This is a genomic window from Paraburkholderia acidiphila (genome assembly GCF_009789655.1).
Taxonomy (GTDB): Bacteria; Pseudomonadota; Gammaproteobacteria; order Burkholderiales; family Burkholderiaceae; genus Paraburkholderia; species Paraburkholderia acidiphila.
Genome location: NZ_CP046911.1, coordinates 1,188,173 through 1,212,418, shown reverse-complemented (window position 1 = coordinate 1,212,418; position 24,246 = coordinate 1,188,173). Strand labels below are relative to the sequence as shown.

The 24,246-nt window shown below is 60.9% G+C and carries 23 protein-coding genes; 9 read left to right on the top strand and 14 right to left on the bottom strand.

What is annotated here, in order from left to right:
- Positions 1 to 18: 18 nt before the first annotated feature.
- The gene (locus FAZ97_RS29735) at positions 19 to 1,170 is read left to right on the top strand and encodes an efflux RND transporter periplasmic adaptor subunit (RefSeq protein WP_158762298.1); all 1,152 of its coding nucleotides are present in this window, start codon (positions 19 to 21) and stop codon (positions 1,168 to 1,170) included.
- An 11-nt stretch (positions 1,171 to 1,181) separates the two neighbouring features.
- Entirely contained in the window at positions 1,182 to 4,235 is a 3,054-nt protein-coding gene (locus FAZ97_RS29730; protein ID WP_158762297.1) for an efflux RND transporter permease subunit, read from the top strand.
- Between the two features lie 15 nt (positions 4,236 to 4,250).
- Here FAZ97_RS29730 and FAZ97_RS29725 read toward each other — a convergent pair whose 3' ends face one another.
- Positions 4,251 to 4,415, bottom strand: a complete 165-nt coding sequence (locus FAZ97_RS29725) for an FmdB family zinc ribbon protein (protein ID WP_158762296.1) — start codon at positions 4,413 to 4,415, stop codon at positions 4,251 to 4,253.
- On the opposite strand from FAZ97_RS29725, the gene FAZ97_RS35290 reads away from it, so the two are divergent.
- Positions 4,344 to 4,583 carry a hypothetical protein gene (locus FAZ97_RS35290; RefSeq protein ID WP_199272208.1) on the top strand — a complete coding sequence of 80 codons (240 nt, stop codon included), beginning with the start codon at positions 4,344 to 4,346 and terminating at the stop codon, positions 4,581 to 4,583. The two genes, FAZ97_RS29725 and FAZ97_RS35290, sit on opposite strands and share 72 nt — an antisense overlap.
- Positions 4,584 to 5,149: 566 nt before the next feature.
- On the opposite strand, the gene FAZ97_RS29715 is transcribed toward FAZ97_RS35290, so the two are convergent.
- Positions 5,150 to 6,121: a LysR family transcriptional regulator gene (locus FAZ97_RS29715; RefSeq protein ID WP_158762294.1), complete on the bottom strand. Its 972-nt coding sequence runs from the start codon at positions 6,119 to 6,121 to the stop codon at positions 5,150 to 5,152.
- 212 nt (positions 6,122 to 6,333) lie between these two features.
- Between FAZ97_RS29715 and FAZ97_RS29710 the strand changes: the two genes are divergently transcribed.
- Positions 6,334 to 7,185 (top strand): aldo/keto reductase, encoded by an 852-nt coding sequence (locus tag FAZ97_RS29710; RefSeq protein ID WP_158762293.1) that lies wholly within the window; start codon positions 6,334 to 6,336, stop codon positions 7,183 to 7,185.
- Between the two features lie 269 nt (positions 7,186 to 7,454).
- On the opposite strand, the gene FAZ97_RS29705 is transcribed toward FAZ97_RS29710, so the two are convergent.
- From FAZ97_RS29705 to FAZ97_RS29680, 6 genes are all read right to left on the bottom strand, one after another.
- Positions 7,455 to 8,378 (bottom strand): transporter, encoded by a 924-nt coding sequence (locus FAZ97_RS29705; RefSeq protein WP_233271877.1) that lies wholly within the window; start codon positions 8,376 to 8,378, stop codon positions 7,455 to 7,457.
- A 347-nt stretch (positions 8,379 to 8,725) separates the two neighbouring features.
- Positions 8,726 to 9,313 (bottom strand): BPSL1445 family SYLF domain-containing lipoprotein, encoded by a 588-nt coding sequence (locus tag FAZ97_RS29700; RefSeq protein WP_158762292.1) that lies wholly within the window; start codon positions 9,311 to 9,313, stop codon positions 8,726 to 8,728.
- 527 nt (positions 9,314 to 9,840) lie between these two features.
- Positions 9,841 to 10,848, bottom strand: coding sequence for a hypothetical protein (locus FAZ97_RS29695; RefSeq protein ID WP_158762291.1), 1,008 nt, complete (start codon positions 10,846 to 10,848; stop codon positions 9,841 to 9,843).
- Between the two features lie 625 nt (positions 10,849 to 11,473).
- Positions 11,474 to 12,136 carry a hypothetical protein gene (locus tag FAZ97_RS29690; protein ID WP_158762290.1) on the bottom strand — a complete coding sequence of 221 codons (663 nt, stop codon included), beginning with the start codon at positions 12,134 to 12,136 and terminating at the stop codon, positions 11,474 to 11,476.
- A 44-nt stretch (positions 12,137 to 12,180) separates the two neighbouring features.
- Positions 12,181 to 13,485: a chloride channel protein gene (locus FAZ97_RS29685; RefSeq protein ID WP_407671896.1), complete on the bottom strand. Its 1,305-nt coding sequence runs from the start codon at positions 13,483 to 13,485 to the stop codon at positions 12,181 to 12,183.
- A 79-nt stretch (positions 13,486 to 13,564) separates the two neighbouring features.
- Positions 13,565 to 14,728: an MFS transporter gene (locus FAZ97_RS29680; RefSeq protein ID WP_158762288.1), complete on the bottom strand. Its 1,164-nt coding sequence runs from the start codon at positions 14,726 to 14,728 to the stop codon at positions 13,565 to 13,567.
- 400 nt (positions 14,729 to 15,128) lie between these two features.
- Between FAZ97_RS29680 and pal the strand changes: the two genes are divergently transcribed.
- Positions 15,129 to 15,635, top strand: a complete 507-nt coding sequence (gene pal / locus FAZ97_RS29675) for a peptidoglycan-associated lipoprotein Pal (RefSeq protein WP_158762287.1) — start codon at positions 15,129 to 15,131, stop codon at positions 15,633 to 15,635.
- A 47-nt stretch (positions 15,636 to 15,682) separates the two neighbouring features.
- Here the strand turns inward: pal and FAZ97_RS29670 are convergent, their stop codons facing one another.
- The 4 genes from FAZ97_RS29670 to FAZ97_RS29655 form a co-directional block, all read right to left on the bottom strand.
- Positions 15,683 to 15,931 (bottom strand): hypothetical protein, encoded by a 249-nt coding sequence (locus tag FAZ97_RS29670; RefSeq protein ID WP_158762286.1) that lies wholly within the window; start codon positions 15,929 to 15,931, stop codon positions 15,683 to 15,685.
- Positions 15,915 to 17,885, bottom strand: coding sequence for a chloride channel protein (locus tag FAZ97_RS29665; protein WP_233271876.1), 1,971 nt, complete (start codon positions 17,883 to 17,885; stop codon positions 15,915 to 15,917). The genes FAZ97_RS29670 and FAZ97_RS29665 overlap by 17 nt, the downstream gene beginning before the upstream one ends.
- Positions 17,886 to 17,920: 35 nt before the next feature.
- Positions 17,921 to 19,522 carry an APC family permease gene (locus tag FAZ97_RS29660; protein ID WP_158762285.1) on the bottom strand — a complete coding sequence of 534 codons (1,602 nt, stop codon included), beginning with the start codon at positions 19,520 to 19,522 and terminating at the stop codon, positions 17,921 to 17,923.
- A gap of 146 nt (positions 19,523 to 19,668) precedes the next feature.
- Positions 19,669 to 20,100, bottom strand: a complete 432-nt coding sequence (locus tag FAZ97_RS29655) for a MarR family winged helix-turn-helix transcriptional regulator (protein ID WP_407671895.1) — start codon at positions 20,098 to 20,100, stop codon at positions 19,669 to 19,671.
- 136 nt (positions 20,101 to 20,236) lie between these two features.
- On the opposite strand from FAZ97_RS29655, the gene FAZ97_RS29650 reads away from it, so the two are divergent.
- On the top strand, positions 20,237 to 20,536 hold the full coding sequence (locus FAZ97_RS29650) for a hypothetical protein (RefSeq protein ID WP_158762283.1): 300 nt from the start codon (positions 20,237 to 20,239) through the stop codon (positions 20,534 to 20,536).
- A gap of 129 nt (positions 20,537 to 20,665) precedes the next feature.
- On the opposite strand, the gene FAZ97_RS29645 is transcribed toward FAZ97_RS29650, so the two are convergent.
- Positions 20,666 to 21,016 (bottom strand): hypothetical protein, encoded by a 351-nt coding sequence (locus FAZ97_RS29645; protein WP_158762282.1) that lies wholly within the window; start codon positions 21,014 to 21,016, stop codon positions 20,666 to 20,668.
- A gap of 348 nt (positions 21,017 to 21,364) precedes the next feature.
- Here FAZ97_RS29645 and FAZ97_RS29640 point away from each other — a divergent pair, with 348 nt between their 5' ends.
- Both FAZ97_RS29640 and FAZ97_RS29635 read left to right on the top strand, forming a co-directional pair.
- Positions 21,365 to 21,679, top strand: coding sequence for an oxidoreductase (locus tag FAZ97_RS29640; RefSeq protein ID WP_407671894.1), 315 nt, complete (start codon positions 21,365 to 21,367; stop codon positions 21,677 to 21,679).
- 41 nt (positions 21,680 to 21,720) lie between these two features.
- Positions 21,721 to 22,710, top strand: coding sequence for a zinc-dependent alcohol dehydrogenase family protein (locus tag FAZ97_RS29635; RefSeq protein WP_158762281.1), 990 nt, complete (start codon positions 21,721 to 21,723; stop codon positions 22,708 to 22,710).
- 37 nt (positions 22,711 to 22,747) lie between these two features.
- On the opposite strand, the gene FAZ97_RS29630 is transcribed toward FAZ97_RS29635, so the two are convergent.
- On the bottom strand, positions 22,748 to 23,482 hold the full coding sequence (locus FAZ97_RS29630; RefSeq protein ID WP_158762280.1) for a metallophosphoesterase family protein: 735 nt from the start codon (positions 23,480 to 23,482) through the stop codon (positions 22,748 to 22,750).
- Between the two features lie 151 nt (positions 23,483 to 23,633).
- Between FAZ97_RS29630 and FAZ97_RS29625 the strand changes: the two genes are divergently transcribed.
- The gene (locus tag FAZ97_RS29625) at positions 23,634 to 24,218 is read left to right on the top strand and encodes a TetR/AcrR family transcriptional regulator (RefSeq protein ID WP_158762279.1); all 585 of its coding nucleotides are present in this window, start codon (positions 23,634 to 23,636) and stop codon (positions 24,216 to 24,218) included.
- Positions 24,219 to 24,246 lie beyond the last annotated feature (28 nt).

Sequence of the window (24,246 nt, the reverse complement as noted above, 5' to 3'; positions counted from 1 at the left end):
CCCTGCCAGGACATGACGATGACGACGAAGAAACCGATGGCAAAGCGGATGATCATCATGCTGATCTGCGTGGGCATACTGCTTGCCGCGCTGGTCGGCTTCAATCTGTTCAGGGCGCACATGATCAAGAAGTTCATGGCGAGCAATGCCGCGCCGCCCGCCACCGTCACGGCGGCTATCGCAAGCTATCAAACGTGGCAGCCGCAGCTTGCCGCAGTGGGCAGCCTGCGCGCGGTGCGCGGCGTCGACGTGACGACGGAAGTGGCCGGGCTCGTGCGCGAGATCGCATTCAACTCGGGCCAGGAGGTGAAGACAGGCCAGGTGCTCGTGCGCCTGAACGACGATTCGGACCGCGCGCTGCTCGCGTCGCTGCAAGCGGCGGCGGACCTCGCGCAAACGGTCTACAACCGCGATAAGGCGCAGTTCGGCATTCAGGCGATCGCCAAGGCGCAGCTCGACGCCGACGCCGCCGACCTCAAGAGTAAAAGAGCCCAGGTCGATCAACAGGCCGCCCTCGTCGGAAAGAAGACGATTCGCGCGCCGTTCGCGGGACGCGTGGGCATCACGACGGTCAACCCCGGCCAGTACCTCAATCCGGGTGACGCCATCGTCACGCTGCAAGCCATCGATCCGATCTACGCCGACTTCTTTCTGCCGCAGCAGCAACTCGGTCAATTGCAGGTGGGCCAGGCCATCGTCGTCGATACGGACGCATTCGGCAACCGCACGTTCGACGGCAAGATCCGTTCGATCAATCCGCGCGTGGACAGCACGACGCGCAACGTCCAGATCGAGGCGACCGTCGACAATCGCGAGCGCAAACTGCTGCCCGGCATGTACGCGAACGTGAAGATCGACGCGGGCGGCGCGCAGCGCTATCTGACCTTGCCGCAAACGGCGATTACCTATAACCCGTATGGGGCGACGGTGTTCATCGTGAAGTCCGGCGCGCAAAAGAACGCGCAAGGCAAGATCATGCCCGTCGCGCAACAGGTGTTCGTCACACCGGGCCCGACGCGCGGAGACCAGGTCGCGATTCTCAAGGGCATCAGCGAAGGCACGCAGGTCGTGACGAGCGGACAGCTGAAACTGAAAAACGGCACGCCCCTCGTGATCGACAACCGCGTGCAGCCTGCGAATAGCCCGAATCCGACGCCGCAGGAACAATAGAAGAGCGCGCGATGAAATTCACTGACATCTTCATTGAACGCCCGGTGCTCGCATCGGTGGTGAGCCTGCTGATACTCGTGCTCGGCTTGCGCTCGCTTGCGGCGCTCAAAGTCAGCGAGTATCCGCAAACCGAAAATGGCGTGGTGACGATCACCACCGCGTACTATGGCGCGAGCGCCGACACGATGGCTGGCTTCATCACGCAGCCGCTCGAAGCCGCCATCGCACAGGCACAAGGTATCGACTACATGTCGTCGACGAGCAGCACAGGCGTGTCGACGATCACCGCGACGCTGCGCCTCAACTACGACTCCAACCGCGCGCTCACGGAGATCAACACGCAGATCGCTTCGGTGCGCAACCAGTTGCCGCCGCAGGCGCAACAGCCGGTGCTTACCGTGCAAGTGGGGCAAACCACCGACGCGATGTACATGGGCTTTTACAGCGACGTGCTGCCGAGCAACAACGTCACGGATTATCTGCTGCGTGTCGTGAAGCCGAAGCTCGATTCGGTCCAGGGCGTGCAAACGGCGGAAGTGCTCGGCGGCCGTCAGTTTGCGCTGCGCGCCTGGCTCGACTCGAGCAGGCTCGCAGCGCACAACGTGACGGCCGCCGACGTCTTCGCGGCGCTTGGCAACAACAACTATCTGGCAACGCTTGGCACGACTAAAGGCCAGATGATCAGCGTCGATCTGAATGCAGGCACCGACCTGCACTCCGTCGAGGACTTCAAGAAACTCGTCGTCACGCAGAAGAACGGCGCGATCGTTCGCCTCGAAGATGTCGCGAACGTCGTGCTCGGCGCGGACAATTACGACTTCAACGTCGCGTTCAGCGGCAAGCGATCGGTGTTCATCGGCATCAAGGTGGCGCCCGATGCGAATGTGCTCGACGTCGCGAAGCGCGTGAAAACGATTTTCCCGGACCTGCAGAAGCAGTTTCCGACGGGCATGACGGGCGACATCGTTTACGACGCGACCGACTTCATCAACACGGCGATCGAAGAAGTGGTGAAGACGCTGGTCGAAGCGCTACTGATCGTCACTGTCGTGATCTTCCTCTTCCTTGGCAGTTTGCGCGCGGTGATCGTGCCCGTGATCGCGATGCCGCTCTCGCTGATCGGCACGTTCTTCGTGATGCAGGTGCTCGGCTATTCGATCAATCTGCTGACACTGCTTGCGCTCGTGCTCGCCATCGGCCTCGTCGTCGACGACGCGATCATTGTGGTCGAGAACGTCGACCGGCATATGAAGGAGGAGGGCAAGCGGCCCTTCGACGCCGCACTGATCGCCGCACGCGAGCTCGGCGGCCCGATACTCGCGATGACGGTCGTGCTGATTGCCGTGTACATACCCATTGGCTTTCAGGGCGGACTGACGGGCGCACTTTTCACAGAGTTCGCGTTCACGCTGGCGGGTGCCGTTACCGTATCGGGCGTGATCGCGTTGACGCTCTCGCCGATGATGTGCTCGCGCTTTTTCCGCACCGACCAGCAGTCAGGCCGCTTCGCGCGCTTCGTCGACCGGCAGTTCGAGCGCGTGCATCACGGCTACCGGCGACTACTGCATGCGATGCTCGACACGTGGCCCGTGTTCGTCTTAATGGGCGCGCTGCTTCTGTGCGGCACGGTGTATCTCTTCATGACGTCGCAATCGGAGCTGGCCCCTCAGGAGGACCAGGGCATCGTGCTGTCCCAGGTCCTGGGGCCACCGAACGCGACGATCCAGCAGATGCAGACCTACGCGGATCAGGTCTTCGAGATCTCGAAGCAACTGCCCGAATACGCGCAGATGTTCCAGCTCACGGGCGTGCCGACGCTTAACCAGGGCATCGGCGGCGTGCTCTTCAAGACGTGGGACAAGCGCAAGAAGGGCGCAACGCAATTGCAGCAGGAATTGCAACAGAAGTGGAACGGCATCGCGGGCGCGCGTGTCGCCGCGTTTCAGTTTCCGCCCCTGCCGGGCGCGCAAGGATTGCCGGTGCAATTCGTCATCAGCACGACGGAGCCGTTTGAGAACCTCAATGAAGTGTCGCAAGCCGTGCTGCAAAAGGCGCGCGAAAGCGGCATGTTTTTCTTCGTCGACAGCGATCTGAAGATCGACAAACCGGAAAGTGTGTTGCTCGTAGACCGCGACAAAGTCGCTTCGCTGGGCCTCACGCAAAGCGATGTCGGGCAGACGCTGGGCGCGGCGCTTGGTGGCAATTTCGTCAACTACTTTTCGATTGCTGGGCGCTCGTACAAGGTGATTCCGCAGGTGTTGCAAACGGACAGGCTGAACCCGTCGCAAGTGCTCGACTATTACTTGCGTACGCCCGATGGCAGCGTGATTCCCGCATCGACGGTCACGCATCTGAAGCGCAATGTCGTGCCAGAGTCGATCAATCACTTCCAGCAGCTCAATTCGGCAACGATTTCCGGCGTGCTCGCGCCAGGCATCTCGCAGGGCGAAGTGCTCGATTTCCTGCGCAAGGCCACCACCGACGCCGCGCCGTCGGGCTACACGGCCGACTACTCGGGTTTGTCGCGACAGTTCGTGCAGGAATCAGGCGGCTTCGTGACCACGCTGCTGTTGGCGACGATCATCGTGTTTCTCGCGCTTGCCGCTCAGTTCGAGAGCTTTCGCGACCCGGTCGTGATTCTCGTGTCGGTGCCGATGGCGCTGTTTGGCGCGCTGATCTTCATTAACGTGGGACTCACGACGCTGAATATTTACACGCAAGTGGGGCTCGTCACGCTGATGGGCCTCGTCAGCAAGCACGGCATTCTGATCGTGCAGTTCGCGAATGAACTGCAACGCGCGGGGCGGCGCAAGCGCGAGGCGCTCGAAGAAGCGGCGGGCGTGCGCTTGCGGCCGATCCTGATGACGACGGCCGCGATGGTGCTGGGCGTCGTGCCGCTCGTGATCGCATCGGGTGCTGGCGCGGCCGGCCGCAACGCGATGGGACTCGTGATCTTCACGGGGATGTCGATCGGCACGCTGTTCACGCTGTTTGTCGTCCCGGCGATGTATATGTTCCTCGCCGCGGATCATCATCGGGACAGGGAGCACCCGGAACAGACCTGAGCAAGCGAAGAGATTTCACGACTTTCTGGATGTTTTCGCCACAAACGGTGTGGGTATGTGCTGAACCTTCTCGCTGCCACATTTCGGGCAAGGCGGATGAGCGGTGACATGTTCAGCGAGATGCTCGGCATGCTCGAACATCTCACCGCACTTCTCGCACCTGTACTGGTAAGTCGGCATGGTATTCCTCTAAGGAGAACACTAGTGCTTGCGATGCATCCAGCTCATATGGTGCGTGTCGAGCCACTGGTTCAGGCTCTCTCCCGGATGATCGCGCCTGTAGCGACGGGACAAGGCCATGGCAATAACAGCGAGAACCACAAGGCCAACCCAAAAACTGATCATTGACTGAGTCATGGCAGCCTCCTTTCGGCAATGCGACCATGTAGTGAATTCTAGTGCCGAAGCGGCGGAATTCGCCCCGAAAGTTGTCGCGGCGATCCATTCCGGCAAAAGCGTGTAGCAGGGATCGCGTCCGCCGGAACTCGTGGTGTGTCTATTCCCATTGCCTAAAATAAAGTGTTGCGCGCGTAGGAGAAGCAGGGCCGTACCCCGCGCGGCTCTCTCGTAGCCGAAGAACCCTTCGCCACGGAGCGCGCGGCGAAAGACGCAGGCCACGCTCGTCTCGAAGCGCTCGCACACGATCAGTAGCTGCTCAGGGAGAGTCCCCATCTCCAGTCGGGAAAGGCACCGGCGTTCGATGTATCTGTCGACTCCGGCGGTTTTCGCGTTTCAGGTTATCGAAAAATACTGCGCGAGCACAAGATCCAGATCGTCGACCTCAAGCTCGCCGATCTGCCCGGTCACTGGCAGCACTTCTCGATCACGCTGCCCGAGGTGCGCGAAGGTCTCTTTGCCGATTACGGCCGTTCGATTTGGGAGCGCGGTATTTGTTCTGTCTACGCCAGGGGGCACTAGCGAACGCGGCTGGACCGCTTAGAACGCGGTCCAAACTGAGCTAACTCCTTGTCAGCAAGCACATAGTCGCTGCGGTTATGGAGACGAGAGAGGGCGAGGTCCAGGAACGCTCGTACACGCCTCGGCTGAGCAGCTCGGCTTCCGTAGTACACGTGCAAACCGATGTGGGAGCTCATATGCTTCAGGAGGACTGGCTCCAATCGTCCCGCGCGGATGTAGGTTGCCGCCGAGAAGCTCGCGAGCTGGCCAATGACTTGCCCTGCAAGCACGGCTTGCAGTTCCAGTTCCGCGTCGTTCGTCGCGAACGCGGGGGTCATCTGCCGATGTTCGAGCTTGCCGTCCACGGTCAAGTACCAGGGCGCCACCTTGCCCGTGGCCGAATGCCGGAACACGCTGCAGCGATGCGCCGCCAACTCATCGAGTGTCGACGGTGTGCCGTACGCTTTCAGGTAACTGGGCGCCGCGCACACAATCATCTGGATCGGGAAGAGCTGTCGACCGATTACGCCATCGCCGGGCGACGCGCCGATCCGGAAGCCGACGTCGACGCGATCCAGCACCCAGTTGCCGATACCATCATCAAGCTGGACATCCGGCTGGATACCGGGATGCTCCCGGCAGAATTCGTCGAGCAGCGGCATGAGGATGGCGGCGAACGACGATTTCGGCCCAACGATCCGCAGCGGCCCCGCGATCTCATCCTTGGACTCTCGCACCAGGGCTAGCGCCCTGTCCAGCGCTGCCAGGGCTGGCTGGGTATTCTCCAGTAACCGTTGACCCTCCTCGGTAAGGGCGAGACTGCGCGTCGTCCTGTGCAGCAGGCGGACTCCAAGATGCTGTTCCAACTGCGCAATGGCCTGACTGGCCGCCTGAGGGGTGACGCTCTGGGCCAGCGCAGCCTTTCGGATGCTGCCGAGTTCTACGGCTTTGGCAAATGTGGCGATGGCCTTGAAGTCATTGGTGGACATGGTGAACTCTTCTGCTCAAGTGCGGACGGAACCGTTGCACAGATTACCCAGTATCAACCACAAATTGATACTGGTGCAAGCCGGAAGCCACTATTCACTTGAAACCGGGGCGCATAAAGTTACGGACGTCGGGCGATTTGCCCTTGTTATCTATGCGGTGTGTCTTCGATAGCACCCATGCCGCCATCGACTCTCACTACCAAGGATTGACCATGCAAGACGTGACCCTGAACAATGGATTGAAGATGCCGATCCTTGGCTATGGTGTATTCCAGATCCCCGACGAGGCGGAATGCGAGCGCTGCGTCGTGGACGCGGTGCAGGCGGGCTATCGCCTGATCGACACGGCCGCGTCGTACAAGAACGAGGAGGCCGTCAGACGAGGCCTCAAACGCTGCGGTGTGCCGCGTGACCAACTCTTCGTCACCAGCAAGCTGTGGGTTGAGGATGCTGGTTATGAACGTGCGCGAGTGGCCATTGACAAGTCACTGAAGCGTCTGGGCCTGGACTACCTCGATCTGTTCCTGATCCATCAGCCGTTTTCGGACGTGCACGGCGCGTGGCGAGCGATGGAGGAGGCGCATCGCGCTGGGAAACTGCGTGCAATCGGAGTGAGCAACTTTCAGTCGGATCGCCTCGTGGACATTACGGCGTTCAACGAAGTGAAGCCAGCCGTCAACCAGATCGAAGTCAATCCCTTCCACCAGCAGGCTGAAGGCGTCGATTTCATGCGTGAGCTTGGCGTGCAGCCGGAGGCTTGGGCGCCCTTTGCCGAAGGACGGAACAACCTGTTTCAGAACGAACACCTGGTGGCCGTTGCTCAGCGCTACGGCAAAACTGTAGGACAGGTCGTGCTGCGATGGCTGGTTCAACGTGGCATCGTCGCGCTCGCGAAGTCCGTGCGCAAGGAACGCATGCTCGAAAACCTGGCTGTCTTCGATTTCGAACTGTCTGCCGCAGACATGCAGGCCATTGCGATGCTGGAAACGGGTCAAAGCAGCTTCTTCTCGCACCGCGATCCAGCGATCGTGAAGTGGATGAGCGAACGAAAACTCGGCCTGTGACACGCAATTTGGCGTAACTGTCCTACAAGTCGGGCAACTCGCGTCATGATCGAGGGTGGGGTGCATGTCTGCATTCGTTCACAGTCAGACTGCAAAGAACTATTGGGCCTACTTATTCGAATGCTCGCGAATGCACACAAAGCGGAAACTCGAACCGGCAGGACGTAGGACCGTTGATGGCCGTACACGTTCCGATGGTAAGCCGCCGTTTGTCGCGACGTGATGCACGAAATGCCAAAATGGGGCGCGACCGTTCAAAGGCTCGCCGTTCAATGATCGAACCAACGATACTGAACCGCGACCGAAACGATCTGATAGTCACCCGCTGCGCGGGTAACGAAGCCGCGAGAATAACCGAGCTTGGCAGACCAGCCGTGACCGAGCGGGACCGCTAGCGTGACGCCGCCGCGTGCATTTGCCTGGCGGGCGCTGCTCGACGCGTCATTGACGGTGGTGGCGCCTCCGAGCGCATAGCCGAGATCGACTGCGAGCCAGAGCCCCGGCCGAAAACTGTAGCCACTGTGCAGTTGTGTGATTGTGAGTGGTGCCTGGCGCTTGATCTGACCGTTGAAGAAGTCCGTGTTGTTCGTGAAGAACCAAACACCGACCGAAGCCTCAAAGAACCAGTCTCCCCATGGTTGCGATAACCCGATCTCTGGTTTGAACGCCCAGCGATTGTTGCCTACGTTCACGAGGTGCGAAGGTACATATTGACCTGTCGGAGCCTGCACGGTCAGGCTCGCGCCAAGCGAAGTGGCAAGCTTTGCGCGTGCAAACTCCTCTGGCGGAAGTGCGGGATTGCCAAACAGGTTCAGTGCGAAGCGCAATTGCGTGTCGCCGACGCCGGCGCGGTGGACCTCGGTCGGCGCACCAATGACGAGCCCGCTCAGATTGCCGCTCACGAAGGGCTGGACAATCCCGATCGACCCCGTGCGATTTGCCAGTGCGAACGTGTGCACGTAGCCGACCACGAAGTTGTTGAGTTGCGCGCTGACGCCTGTTATCGGCAGGGAGGGGTCGGTGAGCACGTCGCCACTCACATGGGCGTATCCTGCGAGGACAAAGTTCGTGCCGACGGGTGAAGGGGAATAGGTGCGAGGCTCCAGCTCTTGCGCATGCAGGGAGTTCGCCTGCCAGAGCAAAGCAGCGGCGCAGGACCAAACACAACTCCAGTGAGCGGAACGTCTGCTCATCGCGGTTCAATCCAATGTGCATTGCAGATGCTGCTACCTGTACCGGGTCCAGAAGCAGAACGCCCTGAATCGCCGCGCTTTCCTCTAGCGACAGCACGGTTGTCGAGACCTGCACGCCACCCTCAGTGCGTGTCACCGCGCGGTCCTGATATCCGCACGCCGACGGTTGACGACGTCCTGCACATCCTCCGAATACTCAGACGCAGAGGATGACTAGCACCGGCGTCCACGTGCGGTTCATCGAGGCACTCTCGGGAAATTGTGCTCGTGCTGCTGGTCTTCGTGTGTTCGCGCTGTCTTGCAGACTCGATGGCAGGGGACTGGCCGACTGCGCTAGTGCGAACGACTCAGATTTTCAGTCGGGAGATCTTGGTGCCAGACAACGAAACATCACCCATCAGTCCGGCGTTGGTCATCACAATTACTTGAACAGGTGCGGTAGCCGTTGTCGTATCGATCTGGCCGTTCGCTCCAACCTTCACCAGCGCAACCGATCCTTCGCCACCAACTGACCAGCCTTTCGAGTTGCGGAAACTGTTAAGCGCATCATGGGTCATGAAGAGAAAGATGACAGCCTTGGATTGCGCACCTGCCTGCAAGCCGAATGAGCCCGCCGCCGTGCTGTAGTAGCCGACCGTTTTCCCGCCTACCCGCAAAGCGCCTTGACCATATTCTCCCCCGGCAACGAAGCCAGCTTTGATCACCGTTGGGAACACAAGTACGCCGTCCGCCTTGGCGACAAGTTCTTTTGAGCCTTTGACTGTCTCGTACAGCCGAGACAGGGTCGCGTTGACCTTCGCGTCGATTTCGTGACGCTTCGCTGCATCGGACTCTGCGGCCACAGCCTCAGTCATTCCCGCTGGGAAACTGGTCAGCGACAGTTGCACGATCATTAGCGTCGCGGCACCTGTCTTCAGAACAGAACGTCTGTGCATCGTTACCTCCATCAAGGGTCACAGTCGAATCGATCACCTCTGCCTATCCGACCAGGCTTCTGGTTCATCGTCGTGCCAACAATATTTGGCAGACTCGCGCATTGCGCAATAGGACTTAGGTCCAATATGGTGATGACAGTCTCCTGCAGAGGCGCGCCGATTCGACTGCAGGTGTGCGTTCGTCACAGCGAGCGGGCGGCCTGATTCATGATGTACTTTAGACCTTTAAGTGTCCGTGCAACCGCGCGCATGAATGACAGCTCCTGGCCGACCGCTGCCCGACGCGGTTGGCTCAGCTCGACCCTTCAAGGACGCTCGGCCGTCGATCTAGACTACGTCTCCTCTTGAAGGGCAGCGGTCGCTCACCTAACCCTTCGCTGGAACCAGCCCTGGGGCATTTGCTGCGGATTGGCATCCCATGCTGTGGGAGGCCACAAGTACATGTGCATGTCGATCTCCCAAGGCTTGGAATGCAGCTTCGCGTCGTCGTGAAACCAGTTCATGAAGACGGTCTGGTATGCCGTGATTCAAGATTTCGGTCGCTTCGGTGCGGGAGATTTTCGAGGTTGCCTATTTTTGAGCAAATCTCTGATTCGGTTTCGGAGGCCATCTTCCAAGCCGTGCGCTAGTCCACTGGCCGCACCGCAGATCACCATGCCCGCAGGCACCGTGATGAGTAACAGCGGGCTGCTTCCGACAACAACAAAACCAATGTAAGCACCAATCCCTGTGCCGGAAACGCGGGTAACAATCCCCAACAATGACGTTGGTTCGAGAGGAGACTGCTCGAAGGGGACGATAGGTGCTTCCGTTAGATACGTTGCAAATTGTCGTTGCGCGGCCGTCAGGCGTTCAGAACCGGATTCCCGAAGCGAGCGGGCTAGAAAAGATGCCTTTTCTGCTTCAACGGACGGGTCATCTGCAATTTCATAGAGTTCCTGAGGCGCATCGAGAAAAATTCTTATCGCCTGCGGGAGTTCTTCGGCCTCGACACGAACGAGCGTCCTCAAGTTGAGTTGTTCGCACAGCGACTCCGGCATCGAAATATCGGTTATCGAGTCGCCTCCGTCGTTTAAGGCCTGTGGTAGGCTTCGCTCCGGCACCGTGCAGAAAAAGAAAGATGACTTTGTTGCTTCGTCATGTATGACGGTTTCGTACAACTGTGCCGGTTCATCTTCCGATGCGTAGAGCGTTCCGCGCGGATCACGCATTCGGTCATACTGCTTTGCGGCTGTATCCAAGACCTCGCTCTGTAGGGACGCGTAGCTTTGTTCGAGCCTCCAGAATTCGTCTTGTAGCGATTTTCGCATTTGTTCTTGGGCGTCGATGAAATCAATGACGACGCGAAGAACTTCCGGATTGGCTCGAATCGAATTAGAAATCAGATCGTCCTCAGACAGGGCTTTCTTATAATCGTTTTCTAACAGGTAGCGCACCGTCGCACTACTACTATCAAGCGTGTCCCGATCCAAAGACATCCTGAACTGGGAAAACTCGAGTAACCTTTTTACGTCAGTAGGAGTGAGCGTGGTCATGTCGGATCCCTTTAAACAGACTCAGAAGCGATTCGTCGCTCAAATCGACCACCTACAAGATTAGCGTGATCGAGATGACGAACAATGACAGGCTGAGGAATCGATACCGGGTAAAGCGTCGGTCATTCGACATCGAGCGCGGCGCTTTGCTGAAAGCAGTATAAGCACCTTCCACGCGAGCCAATAGGACTTGCTCGTAATCTTGTTTCCGCAGGTGCTTCGGATTTACCAGATCGAAATTAATTCTACTCGCACCTTCGGATTCCATGATCTCTGTGTTCATCAGCCCGCTCAGTCTGCGAAGCTTGTGCGCCGCCGTCGTCTCGAACGGGCAGGCTGGTTACTGATGTACTTCAGACGTTTGAGTGTCCATGTAACGGTCCGACTGAAAGACTGCTAATGGCCGGTTATCGTCGCATGACCGTTGCTCAGCTTTCAATCTCTGCCGGTCAAGTCGGACCTGTTGCACTACGGGGGGTATTCACTATTTGTGGCGCAAGCGGCAGGAGTTTCACGTTGCACGGCACGAGCGAGCATAGGCGCGCCACGGTTGGTGAAAAAGGTGTCTGGATTCAGCGCGGCGCTTTCGCTTTCCGTCTCACTGAACGCTACGGCAGCAGGGCGTTTACGTCTGCCGATTACCGGGGCTGTTGCGCGTATTGCGTTCGATCGCGGTCAGCAGCAACAGCAAGACAAGGAAGCCTGCTAGTGCGAGCAGCGTTCCAAGCGATGATCCAAGCTGTTCATTTCTGCCGCGTGCGGCCTGAATGGCGCCTTGGGCCGCTCCAATGCGCTCGATCTTGACCCGGGCGTACTGGTTCATGGCCGCTGCGACGTACCGCTCGCGGTTGTCCCATTCCCACGACGCGGCTCGCTGCGTCGCCCGCGCGACGACGTTTGAGAGTTCATCCAGAAACTGCTGCCGGTCCGCCAGGGGAACACTCGCCAGCCACGCCTCGAGCAGCGGCTGACTGGCATTGTCCTGATCCAGTACGGTACGCAGCGGGGCCGGGATGAGGAAGCCAGCAGCACCCGGCACATTCGCTGTGGGGTAGCTGCCGTTCGCGCTGTCATTTGACAGGGCATCGTTCGCCGCTTCCGAGCCCGGTATTGACGAGAGTACCTCACTGGCACTGAGCGGTGGATCTGCGGATACAGCCGTCTTTCCTGGAACGACAAGTGCGAACATCAGTGCAATCATCGCGAGCACGGCTCCCACGAGGGTGATGAGACACAGCACGTGTGCCATCCCCAGCAGGCGTCGCTCCAGTCTGTCCGCAATCTTCATGTCAACCCCGTCGAAATCCGTTCCGGCCTGGCGCCGGCATTGCCTCATGGCTCCCGCAGGTAGCGCTCAGAGAGCGTTTCGTACAGGGGCGGTGCGAAAAGGCGCGAGACACGGCTCGCGATGAGTGCCGTGGCCATCAGCGAGATGACGAGTGCGTGCCCGTTGATCATCTCGATGACGATCACGAACGCGGTGATCGGGCTTTGCGTGACCGCCGCGAGATAGCCGACCATGCCGAGCGCGATGAGCATCGGGAGCTGCATCTGGGAAAACACCATGTGCACCGTATTGCCGATGCCGGACCCAATCGCAAGCGATGGTGCGAACAGGCCGCCGGGCGCACCAGGCAGGTACGATCCCACCATCGATACCATCTTCAGCAGCGGGTATGCCGCGCTGACGTGTGCGGTACCTTCGAGCATGCTGCGTGCTTCGGCATATCCACTGCCGAACGTGTGGCCGTGTGCCAGCACGCCGACGACCGCGATGATGAGGCCGCTGAAGGCGCCGAACAGCACGGGCCGCTTCCCGCGCAGTTCGAGCAGCGGTCCGGGCATCCAGCGTTTCGTGTTGAGCAGCAGCCAGCAAAAGCAGCCGCCCAGCACGCCCGCGATGACGCCAATCAGCACAACGGCAAGGCTAAGCCATTGGGGCAGTCCTGAGCCGATATCGATCGTGCCGAAGTACACATAGTTGCCCTGAAGTCCCAGCGACACGACGCCGGCAAAAATGATGGCCGTGATCAGAACGCCGCTTGTGCGCTGCTCGAAGCTGCGCATGAGTTCCTCGATGGCGAACACCACCCCCGCAAGCGGCGCGTTGAATGCTGCGGACAAGCCTGCTGCAGCGCCCGCGAGCGCGAGCCTGCGCTCCAGCACGCCCGGACGGATGGCAAGGAACCGCTGGGGGTAGAAACGCCTCAGGCTGAACATCAAGGCGGCGCCGACATGAATGGTGGGGCCTTCGCGGCCGATCGTGAATCCACCGAGAATGGCCAGAAAGGAGATGAAGATCTTGCCGACGAGGATGCGCAGGGTGAGCAGCCGTGGGCCGAGTTCGTCGGGTCCGTGCAGCATGGCGATCACCTGCGGGATGCCACTGCCTTCCGAGCCGTCGAAGAAGCGCCGCGTGAGCCAGACCGTGACGGCACCTGTGGCGGGCGCGACGAGGAGTGGCAACCAGCACCGCTCAGCGGCATAGCGCAGGAACACGCCGTAGCCGAAATCGATCAGCTTCGCGTAGAGCACGGCAATGAGGCCGACGGAGATCGCGCCCAGCCAGAACACCCCGTAATGGAGCCATAGCCGGTTGGCTCGCTGCAGCGTCCGCCGGTCAATCAGCCCGAACATGCGCACGATCTGTATCCCCTGTCTTTCAGTACGTTTTCTGGATGATTCCAATGCAAGCGCCGCGCCGGAGGAGGGCAACTCAGGCCCTGCGCAGCGGCGGCGCCTTCATGTTGAGCGCGATGACGAGCCAGCACAAGACGAGCCCCGAACACGCGTAAAACACGGCGCTCGCGCCCTCGTGTTTGAGCAGATACCCGCCCACCACGCCGCCGAGCGCGAGCCCGATCGACTGCGTGGTGTTGTACACGCCCGTGGCCGCGCCCTTGCGGTTGCCAGGCGCGAGCTTCGAGACGAGCGAAGGCTGCGAAGCCTCCAGAATATTGAAGCCCAGGAAGTACACGAACAGCACAGCCGACACGATGACAAGTGTATGCGCGAGCGAGCCGAGCAAAAGCTGGCCGATCAGGATAAGACCGATCGCAGAAACGAGCACGGCCTTCATCTTGCCCCGCTTCTCCGCGACGATGATGGCCGGCACCATCATGACGAACGCGAGGCCCATGACAGGCAGATAGATTTTCCAGTGCGACGCGACCGGCAAGCCCGCGTCGACGAGCAGGCGCGGCACGACGAGAAAGAGCGCCGTTTGCGTGGCGTGCAGCACCAGCACGCCGAAGTTCAGGCGCAGCAGTTCCACGTTGTGTAGCACCTCGGCAAATGGGGCGCGCACGTGCACGGGCTTGTGGGGCGCGTCGGGCACGACCCAGATCACCACGCCCACCGCGAGAATCGAGAACACGCCGACCAGCGCGAACAGGCCGCTCATGCCGACCCAGTGGAACACGATCGGCGCACCGACGATGGCCACGGCGAACGACATGCCGATCGAGCCGCCCACCATCGCCATGGCCTTGGTGCGGTGCTCCTCGGCGGTCAGGTCGGCGATGAACGCGAGCACCGCCGAAGAAACGGCGCCCATGCCCTGAATCACGCGGCCGACGATGATCCACACCATGTCGTGCGCGCCCGCCGCGACGAAGCTGCCGATCGCGAAGATGACGAGGCCGGCGGCGATGACGGGCTTTCTGCCCACCATGTCCGACACCCAGCCGTAGAAAATATAGAGAAGCGATTGCGTGACGCCATACGCGCCAAGCGCAATGCCGACGAGCAGCAGGTTGTCGCCGCCGGGAATGGTTTTCGCATAAACCGAAAACACCGGCATGATCATGAAGAGACCGAGCATGCGCAGCGCGAAGATCGCGGCCAGCGACACGGTCGCGCGCAGTTCGGGCGCGCTCATGCGTGAACGGGAAGTGGGCGATGTGGACGTTGCGCGCATAGGGACGATCAAAAAAAAACCCAGCGGGCGCTGGGTGAAAAAGCTGCCGCTCCTGCCACGGACGGCAACCGGACGCTACCATCCGGCAAGCTGAGGACACAACCATGTCATGGGACCTCGCACTACGCTCGCTGAAAGCAGACTGCAATGATAGGTCACGGCATGACATTTCATCAAATCTATCCCCGGAAACTTAAGAGAATCTTAATCCGGAAAAACCTGGGGGCTGCGTGAGAGCCTTCGAAGTATCGCACCGGTGCTGCGGGGAAATACGGTGGCAGTTTGGGGAATTGCTGCCTAGACTGGATCGCGAAATCCGGGTATTGATGTTTCGCCCTTCAACCTGGATCCGGAGCCCGTCATGAGCCTGAATCGATCGTGCGTTGCCATCCTGTCGCTTGCGCTGCTGGCCGGGTGTCACTCGGCAACGAAAGCACCTGAGTCCTCCGGCATGGCGAACATGAATGCGGCCACCTCGCAGCCGGTCACCGGATCGACCTCGACGATGGACGAGCTCAACAATCCGAACAGTCCGCTGGCCAAGCGCAGCGTCTACTTCGATTTCGACAGCTATACGGTCAAGAGTGACGATCTGCAGTTGCTGCATGCGCACGCCGACTACCTGCGAAGCCATCCAGCCCAGCATGTGCTGATCCAGGGCAATACGGATGAGCGGGGCACGGATGAGTACAACCTTGCGCTTGGCCAGCGCCGCTCGGAGGCGGTACTGCACGAACTCGAGACGCTCGGTGTGCCTGACTCGCAGCTCGAAGCGGTGAGCCTTGGCAAGGAGAAGCCGGTCGCCATGGGGCACGACGAGGCCTCCTGGGCCCAGAACCGTCGCGCCGACCTGGTTTATCGCCAGTAGTGCGCGGATCGCCGCCGGTTGTTGCCACGGCATGTGCCAGCCAGGTCTTACAGTCCCATGAAGTAGGGGCGCACGTCCATTTCCTCGGTCCATGTCTGGACGTCGAGCATGTCTTCAAAGTTGACAGGCAGGCCCTTGTACATGCAGCAAAAGCCTTTTGCTGTACGGTAAATGACGACCCATTCGCGGTCGTCCTGCCCATAGCCGGCCGGGTCTGCGCAGTCGTGAGGCTTCGCGTGATGAAACGCCTCTTCAATGCGCCTGCGCAGCGTGTCCCATTCAGATTTCAGTTTCATGGCGGCCCTCCTTCCTTGCAGCCCGCTCTGCTATCTCGTGCTGTGATCCACGATTCATGCCATTTCCCCTGCGGGTACCGTTGCTCGCGCCCGCAGGGAAAATCCGGATGCTGCTGGCGACGGCGTCAGCAATGTGTTCCTTTGCGATGACGCCGCTGACCTGTAACGGCCCCGACTGGTTACCCGTGGTCACGACGGCCATCGTTGCCCGGTGCTGCCGCAACTGGCTGATGACATCGAACGCCGCATCGGATTCGTCGACGACGATGTAGTTGTGCTGCGCGAGCCGGCCAAGCGTCACCGACGGGTCGTCCCGGCTCACGGCGCGCCGCAGTCCGGTATTGATGCGAAGCACGCCATGTATTTTGCCGTTCCGGGTCACAACCACGTGGCGAAATGCCGGATCGTCGGGCGAGCGCAGCAGATCGCGAAACGGCACATCGGCGTCGAGCACCAGGACGTCGGTTTCCATGACCTGCCTGGCGCTTTGCACGAGGAACATGTTGGCGTGCAGCGCATTGGGAATAATATGTCCGCGTCGCGCGAGCTTGAGCGTGTAGATGCTTTCTGGTGAAAGCAGGCGACGCGTACCGAGACTGAACGCGACAGCGATGATCATCGGCAGCACGATGTCATAGTCGCGCGTCATTTCGAAGATCATCGCCACTGCGGTCATCGCGGCACCGGTTCCGCCGCCCACCATCGCACCCATGCCTACCATCGCGAACGCTGGTCCGCTTATCGGCACGCCGGGCAACAGGGACTGGAAGGCTGACGCGAGGGCGGCGCCCAGTGTTGCACCGATAAAGAGCGACGGCGAAAAGACCCCTCCGGATGACCCGGAGCCTAGGCTGACCGAAGTGGCGAGTGTCTTTGCGAGAGCAAGCAACAGCAGGAACAGGCCGCCCTGCAGCTGTCCGTAAAGCGTTGCCTGGATCGTCGCGTAACCCACGCCCGAGACATAGTAGTGCCCCGCCTGGCGCATCAGCACGTACATCAGCAGGCCGACGAGCAGCATCCCGAACGCATGGCGCCCATAGCGACCGGGGATCCGCTCAAAGCCGTCCTCGGCCCAGTGCAATGCGCGTATGAGCAACGCGGCCGCAGCACCGGTAGCGATTCCGAGTACCGCATACAGCATCATCGTCAGAGCGCTGCCCGGCTGGTTCGGCAACGCGCCCAGCTGTGCGGGTACCAGAAACGCCGGTTCGCCACCAAAAAACAGCCGGCCGACGAATGTGGCAGTTCCGGTCGCAAGCGCAACGGGCAGAAACGTGTTGACGCTGATCTCGGGCATCATGAGCTCGGTGGCGAACAGCACGCCGCCGATGGGCGTGTTGAACGTCGCAGCGATCCCGGCGCCGGCGCCCGCGGCCACCAGTGTGATGCGCTGGCCCACCGCCATCGGAATCGCCTGGCCGAGTGTCGAGCCGAGTGCCGAACCGATCTGGATGATCGGACCTTCCCGTCCGACCGCGGCCCCGGTGCCGATTGCGAACGCCGACGCAAGGGATTTCACGATGGCGACAACCGGCCGGATGATTCCGCTCCTGAAGTAGATCGCGTCCATGACTTCCGGTACGCCATGGCCCTTCGCCTCGGGCGCGAAGGTGCTGACGAGCCAGGTGACGACGATGCTGCCGGCTACCGGAACGAGGATCACCCACGCGCCCCACGGGGCGGCGGGCGTGAACCGGCTCGCGTCGTACGCAAAGGACAGGCGGCCGAGAAAGAACGCGTTGTGGACCCCGCCTATCAGGCCGCGAAACACGACTGCGCCGAGGCCCGTGACGATGCCTACCAGGAACGCGTGGAAACAGAGCTGGTAGAGGCTGACGGGTTGTGCGTCGTCGTCTGGCATGGCGACGGGCGGGGCGCTCGCGGCCGCGACCCGCACGGCCTCGCGGGCTGCTTTTTCTGGTTTGCCTGATCCGCCGCCGTCGTTCATCGCCATGCGCTCCCTGTGCGGACAGCTGCCGCGTGAAGGTTCTAGCTGGTGCTATCCATCCGGGCCATCATTGCGGATGTTTCGCTGCTGCCCAGTGCCGATCGAAGCGCGAGCAGAAGCACCACGACGCTCCAGATGGAGACCACAAGAATGTCCCAGCCGAAGCCGATCACTCCTCGCCCGCCGCCAATGCCCCCGAGCCACGAAAGCAGCCACAATCCGCCAAACCAGGGGAGTAGCCAGGCGATGTGCGGCCAGCCGAAATCGTCAGCGGCGCGCCGCGCGATGAAGTGGTAGTGAAATGCATAAAGGACGAAGCCAATCGCGAGTAGCGAAAACAGGAAATTGTTGGTCTTGAAGCCAGTCCAGTAAATAATGAGGTTGCTGCAGATGAAGGCGAGCGGGGCGACGATACCGGCACCCCACATCCGGAACGGCCGCTTGAGATCGGGCAGATTGCGTCGCAGCACCATGAGCGCGATGGGGCCGAGCCCGTAAGTCAGGACCGTCACCGAGGTGATATAGCTGACCATTTGCTGCCACGCTGGAAATGGCAGCAGAAAGAGTACACCGACCACCCACATGACCAGCACGGCAACCCACGGAATCCTGAAGCGGTTCAGGCGGGTGAGCGCCTGCGGTCCCGCGTTCATCTCACCCGCTGCAAAGAGCACACGTGAGCCGCCGGTCACGTACATCAGGCCGGTTCCACCGGGCGACACGTAGGCATCGATATAAAGCAGCGTGGCCATCCAGCCGAGGCCCAGTGTGGCAGCGAGGCCGGCGAACGGCCCCATTTCACCCTTGAAGCTCAGGTGTGACCAGCCATGCGCAAGGTCGCCTGGCGAGAGCGCCATGATGAACGCAACCTGCAGCAGGATATAGATGACGGCGGCAAGGACGACCGCGCCGATCACCGCAAGAGGAATCGTACGATGCGGGTTGGCGGATTCGCCACCCAGATCGATCGCCGTACGAAAACCCAGGTAGCTGAACACGATCCCGGCGGCGGGCAGCGCCGTGAACATTCCCGAAAGGCTGTAGCTGTCTGGCGATGCGTGCATCACATCCCAGTGTGTGCTTGCCGTCATCAGCGTGACGATCGTGACGAGCGGCACCAGTACCTTCCACCAGGTGATGGTCGAGTTGACGTTAAGCAGCCAGCGCACCACCATCAGGTTCAGCAAGGCCGTGATGCCAAGGAGTGCCGCGCAGGTGACGAAGCCCGTGAGCGTGAGGAGCCCCGAAGTGCCGGGACGGATGAACCACGGGAGATAGTTGTTGGCGTAGGTGACGATCGCCTCCGCCTCGACTGCCGGTACGGGAACATAAGCCAGGAAGAGGAGCCAGCACCAGAGCTGGCCAAGTCCTTCGCCGTGGCTGGCATGGCTCATGTGCACGAGTGCTCCGCTTCGCGGAAAGAGGGCGGCGAGTTCCGCGAAGCACAGCGCAATCAGCATGATGATGACGGCGCCAATTATCCAGCTGCCGATGCTCAGCGGACCGGCGATACGTGAGGCGTGATATGCGCCGAACAGCCAGCCCGAGCCGATCATGCTGGTCGTGCTGGCAAACAGGAGCCCTACGATTCCGGCGTCGCGCCGGAGTTTGCCTTCGAGGGTCAGGCTTGAGGGTGTGCTCATGCCGAACTCCTTGCGTTCACTAACCCCTGACCGTTAGCTTTGCTCTAGTACCGTTTGCTGCCTTCCCCTGCTTGAAGACGCGATTCCGACAATGGGGTCTTCCGCGTTCACCGGCGTGGATCACGCGGGGCCGGCCAGGGCGGGCGCTACTCTCCGTCCTCCCTGAATGCCCAGCCGAAAGACTGCACCTCCGACTTGTGTAACGCGGCGAGCCTCAGCAGGCAGCGTTCGCCTTCCTGCGTGAGATGTACCTGCACCTCACGGCGGTCATGGGCGCTGGGCACACGGACGACAAGGCCGGCCGCCTCGCAACGTGTGACGAGCGCCACCGTGCCATGCGACGACGCCTGCAGGCGCTCCGCGATCTCGCCCACGGTAGCCCAGTCGCGGTCGGGAAAGGCGCGCGTATGCAGCATCAGCATGTACTGCAGCGGCGTCACGCCCTCCGCGTGCGTGATTTCCTCCGACACCCGCAAGAATCGCCGAAGTCGATACCGGAACTCCGAAAGCTCCTCCAGGTCAGCTCTAGTCACCTTTTCCGTCACTTTCCGGGGCTTCGGTGGCATAGGCCTATCCATATTTTTCGGGGTACAGATGGCAAAAGGTCACTATGTGACATAAAATATAGCCGCATTTGAGTCGTTGTGCAAAACGGCATTGTAAGGGAGCGGCGGTGAAGGGCGGTTCATGCCTTGCCCCGCCAGGCCTCGACACATGGGACGCATTGCATTGCTCCTTCTGATCCTGATGCCGACCGTCGGTTCCGGCTACGCTGACGAAGCGTCCATTGCCGGGGGCACCTCCACGAGCAGTCGGTCCTGTGTCACGCGGAATCAACCCCAGGAACGGCTGCCTTCACCGGCTGCTGGTTCGTCAATATTCGCGCCTGGCGCACAGGCCTGCACTGCGGGCGGCAGCGGCGGGCTGTTCCCGGTGCTCCCCCGCGGCCAGCGGCAGTTCGACGTCGAGTCGTCGAAGCTGCGTGGTCAACGCTTTCGCTGGCACGCGCTGTGAAGCCTTGCGAGTCCGAGACATCCTCTTGTCTACCGCCTCCCAGAACTTTGCCGACAGTGTCTATTCCAGTGACGACGTTCATTTGAGAGCGAACCTGGGCGGGGCAACAGCCGCACGCCCGTGTACCCATCACGAACGCGAGTAATGGACCGAAGCCGAGTGTCCCAACGCAGTGAGAGCAATGCTGCCGGCGCCGAATGAGGTGCGAGGCATCGTGAATTGACTGGAACCACCCAGGAATTCCCCGCTATCGTCAGCCAGGAACGCTGACGTCGATCGTTGATCAACGGGTTCGCCACGCTCGACACGCGCTTGTACTATGGCTTCGCGCGCGACCAGCTTCATCGTACGCCGGGTCGAGAGCTTTGACTCGATCCGCGAGTCAAACGAGTTCAACTGCGCGGTTTCGTCGAAGGCGCGATCTGCAACCGCAGCATTGCTGGATTCGAATGTGTAACACGCCCGCGTCGTCTCGCTCATCTTCTTGGCTCTCCTTGGCTGAGTTTAAACGTCCATCAAGGGATTCGCTTTTCGGGGGCAAGCTCAAATAACGCATGACGATTCGTAGATGCGCGGCGAGTTCTGCGCCCGTTGCGCGCCTGCCTCCGACGTAAGATTGACTGCTTTACTGCGGGCGGCTCTTTGACAACTTTATTAGTTGGTGCCCGAAAGCAGCCCGCAGTTTCCAGTCTGGACCAAAAACCCCATAGGCTCCGAGTTAAGAATCACAGCTCGGGTAGTATTGGGTTAGCACCCCCTAAAATCAGCCATGTCGCCAAGGTGCTCGATGACTACAGGATTGCATACCTGCACGTGACCGAGCCGCGCGTGAAAGGCGACGACACGCTGCACGAAGGGCACGCGCCCGTCGCCGCGAAATATCTTCGCGAGCACTTCAGCGGGCTGATCATCGCGGCGGGCGGCTTCGACGGCGAAAGCGCCGAAGCGATCGTGGCCTCCGGCGACGCGGATCTCGTCGCGTTCGGCAGGCATTTCTCATCGAACCCGGACTTGCCGTATCGTCTGAAGCACAAGTTGCCGCTTACGCCCTATATGCGCGCAGCTTTCTGGGGCGGCGACGAAAAGCACTATTCGGACTTCCCGATTCATCAGTCGAACTCGCAGGCCGCAGCGGCCTTGTGAGACGTTCATTGCGTCATCATCAATCGAAACAGGAGTGAGTCATGTCACGGACTATCAGATTCGCAGAAGCGGGTGGCCCCGAAGTGCTGAAATTCATGGACGAATCGGTACGCGCCCCCGGACCCGGCGAAGTTCGCATCACGGTGAAAGCCATTGGTCTGAATCGCGCGGAATCGATGTGGCGAAACGATCAGTACATCGAACCTGTGCGCTTTCCGGCGGGCCTCGGGTACGAAGCGGCCGGCATTGTCGATGCCGTGGGCGAGGGCGTGGTGGGCTTCGCTTCGGGCGATAAAGTCAACGTGATCCCGTCGTTCTCGATGAATCAGTACCACACGTACGGGGAAAGCATCGTCGTGCCGGAGTATGCAGTCGTCAGGCATCCTGAATCGCTGTCGTTTGCCGAGGCCGCGTCGGTCTGGATGATGTACGTCACCGCCTACGGCGCGCTGATCGAAGACGCGAAGGTGGGCGCGGGCGACTATGTGGTCGTGCCGGCGGCGTCGAGCAGTGTCGGACTCGCGGCGATCCAGATTGCCAACTACGCCGGCGCCACGTCGATTGCGCTCACACGCAACGCCAGCAAGAAACGGCAGTTGCTCGATGCGGGCGCGGCGCACGTGGTCGTGACCGACGAGACGGACCTCGTTGACGAGATCATGCGCATCACCGGCGGAAAAGGGGCACGCGTCGCATTCGATCCGGTCGGCGGCCCGAACTTCGCGAAACTGATCTCGGCGCTGTCTTTTCAGGGGATCGCGTATCTCTACGGCGCGCTCGACGAACGCGCCACGACGCTACCCGTGCTGGAGATGATCGCGAAGGTCGTTAGCGTGAAGGCTCACAACATCTGGCTCACGAGCGGCGACGCCGAGCGCAGAAAGGCAGCGGTGGACTACGTGCTCGAGGGACTAGAGAGCGGCGCGCTCAAGCCCGTGATCGACCGTACCTTTACGTTCGAAGACATGGTGAACGCACACCGCTACCTCGAAACCAACGGGCAATTCGGCAAGATCGTGGTGACGGTGTAGCACGCCGGCACGCGGCGCGGCGCACTGGCAATCGCGATCAGCAATAGCCGCTGCGCAGCGCCGTTTCCCAGTCGGGCCGGCCATTGGCCGCAGCGAGATCGGCGGCAGCGTGCCAGTCGTATTCCACGGTGCGAAACGCCACCTCCCAGCCGCGCGAGCTTCTCGTGACACTCGCGTAGCGGGCATGTGGCGTACCCGTTTCCATGTGATGCGGAAAAGGGTGCCTGTCCTCATACGCGGGCAGGCCGACGCTGCCTGGGTTGACGATGAGGCGGCCGTCCGCGAGTTGCATCGAACGCGCGAGATGCGTATGGCCGCACAGGATCAACGTTGCCTCGACCTCGGCTGCGCGGCGTCTGACCTCGCCGTGCGTAGCGGTTCGGCACCCGTCTGCTGTGACGGTTTCGAGGAAATAGGAGAGGTCGTCTTGCGGTGTGCCGTGCACGAGCAGCACGTCGCTTTCGAGCCATAGCGTGGCGGGCAGTGCGCCGACCCATGCCAGATGGGCTTCGCTCAGCGCCTCGCGCGCGAAGCGGTCCGACGGCCCCATGCGAGTGCGGTCCGGGTCGAGAAGCTGCCTTTCGTGGTTGCCGCGAATCGTGGGCAAACGGAGCTGCATCAACCGGTCCGCCGTTTGTGACGGATAAAGCGGGCCAGAAAGGATGTCGCCAAGATTGACGATGACATCTGCTCCTTGCCGCTCGATATCGTCGAGCACCGCTTCGAGAGCGGGCAAATTACCGTGAATGTCGGAAAGTGCCGCGATTTTCATGGTGCGAACGGAGGCTGGCCGCGAAAGTCATGAATTGGGCGATTCTGGACGATTCGTCGGCCGGTGTCCACGGCCGATTGTTCGTGTTTGCGTTTTGGGTCAATCGGTGCTCGTTATTGACAGAGCAGTCCATAAACTTTATTCTCGCGTCATGGTTAGACCTAGAGAATTCGATCGGGACGAGGCACTGGGGCGCGCGCTGCGCGTGTTCTGGGCGAAAGGCTATGCCTCGACGTCCACAGAGGATTTGCTCGCGGCGATGAATATCGGGCGGCAGAGCCTCTATAACGCGTTCGGCGACAAGCGCAAGCTTTACCTGGAAGCGCTGGAACGCTATCAGGGCGAAAGCACGGCGGGGCATATCGAACGTCTGAACGGCAGCGCCTCGCCGCTCGGTGGCATCGAGGCGCTGCTGCTGGGCCTCGTGGCCGACGACGAAGACGAGCGCGCACTCGGCTGCATGGGCGTCGTGGCCATGAGCGAATTCGGCGCCGCAGACCCGGAACTCGTGGCCTTGCGCAACAAGGCCGCTCCGCGTCTTTCAAAGCGCCTGGTGGAGCGCATTCGCGAAGGCCAGGCGTGCGGCGACATCGATCCGGGCCTCGACGCGCGGCAGGCCGCCGCGTTCGTGCTGATGACCATGCAGGGTATGCAACTCGCGGCGCGAGGCGGAAGCGATGCGAAGAGCCTGCGTGCTCTCGCGCGCTTCGCAATCGACCGCTTCAGGGCGCGCTGACCTGAACAGATAACCGCTGAACCGCGCG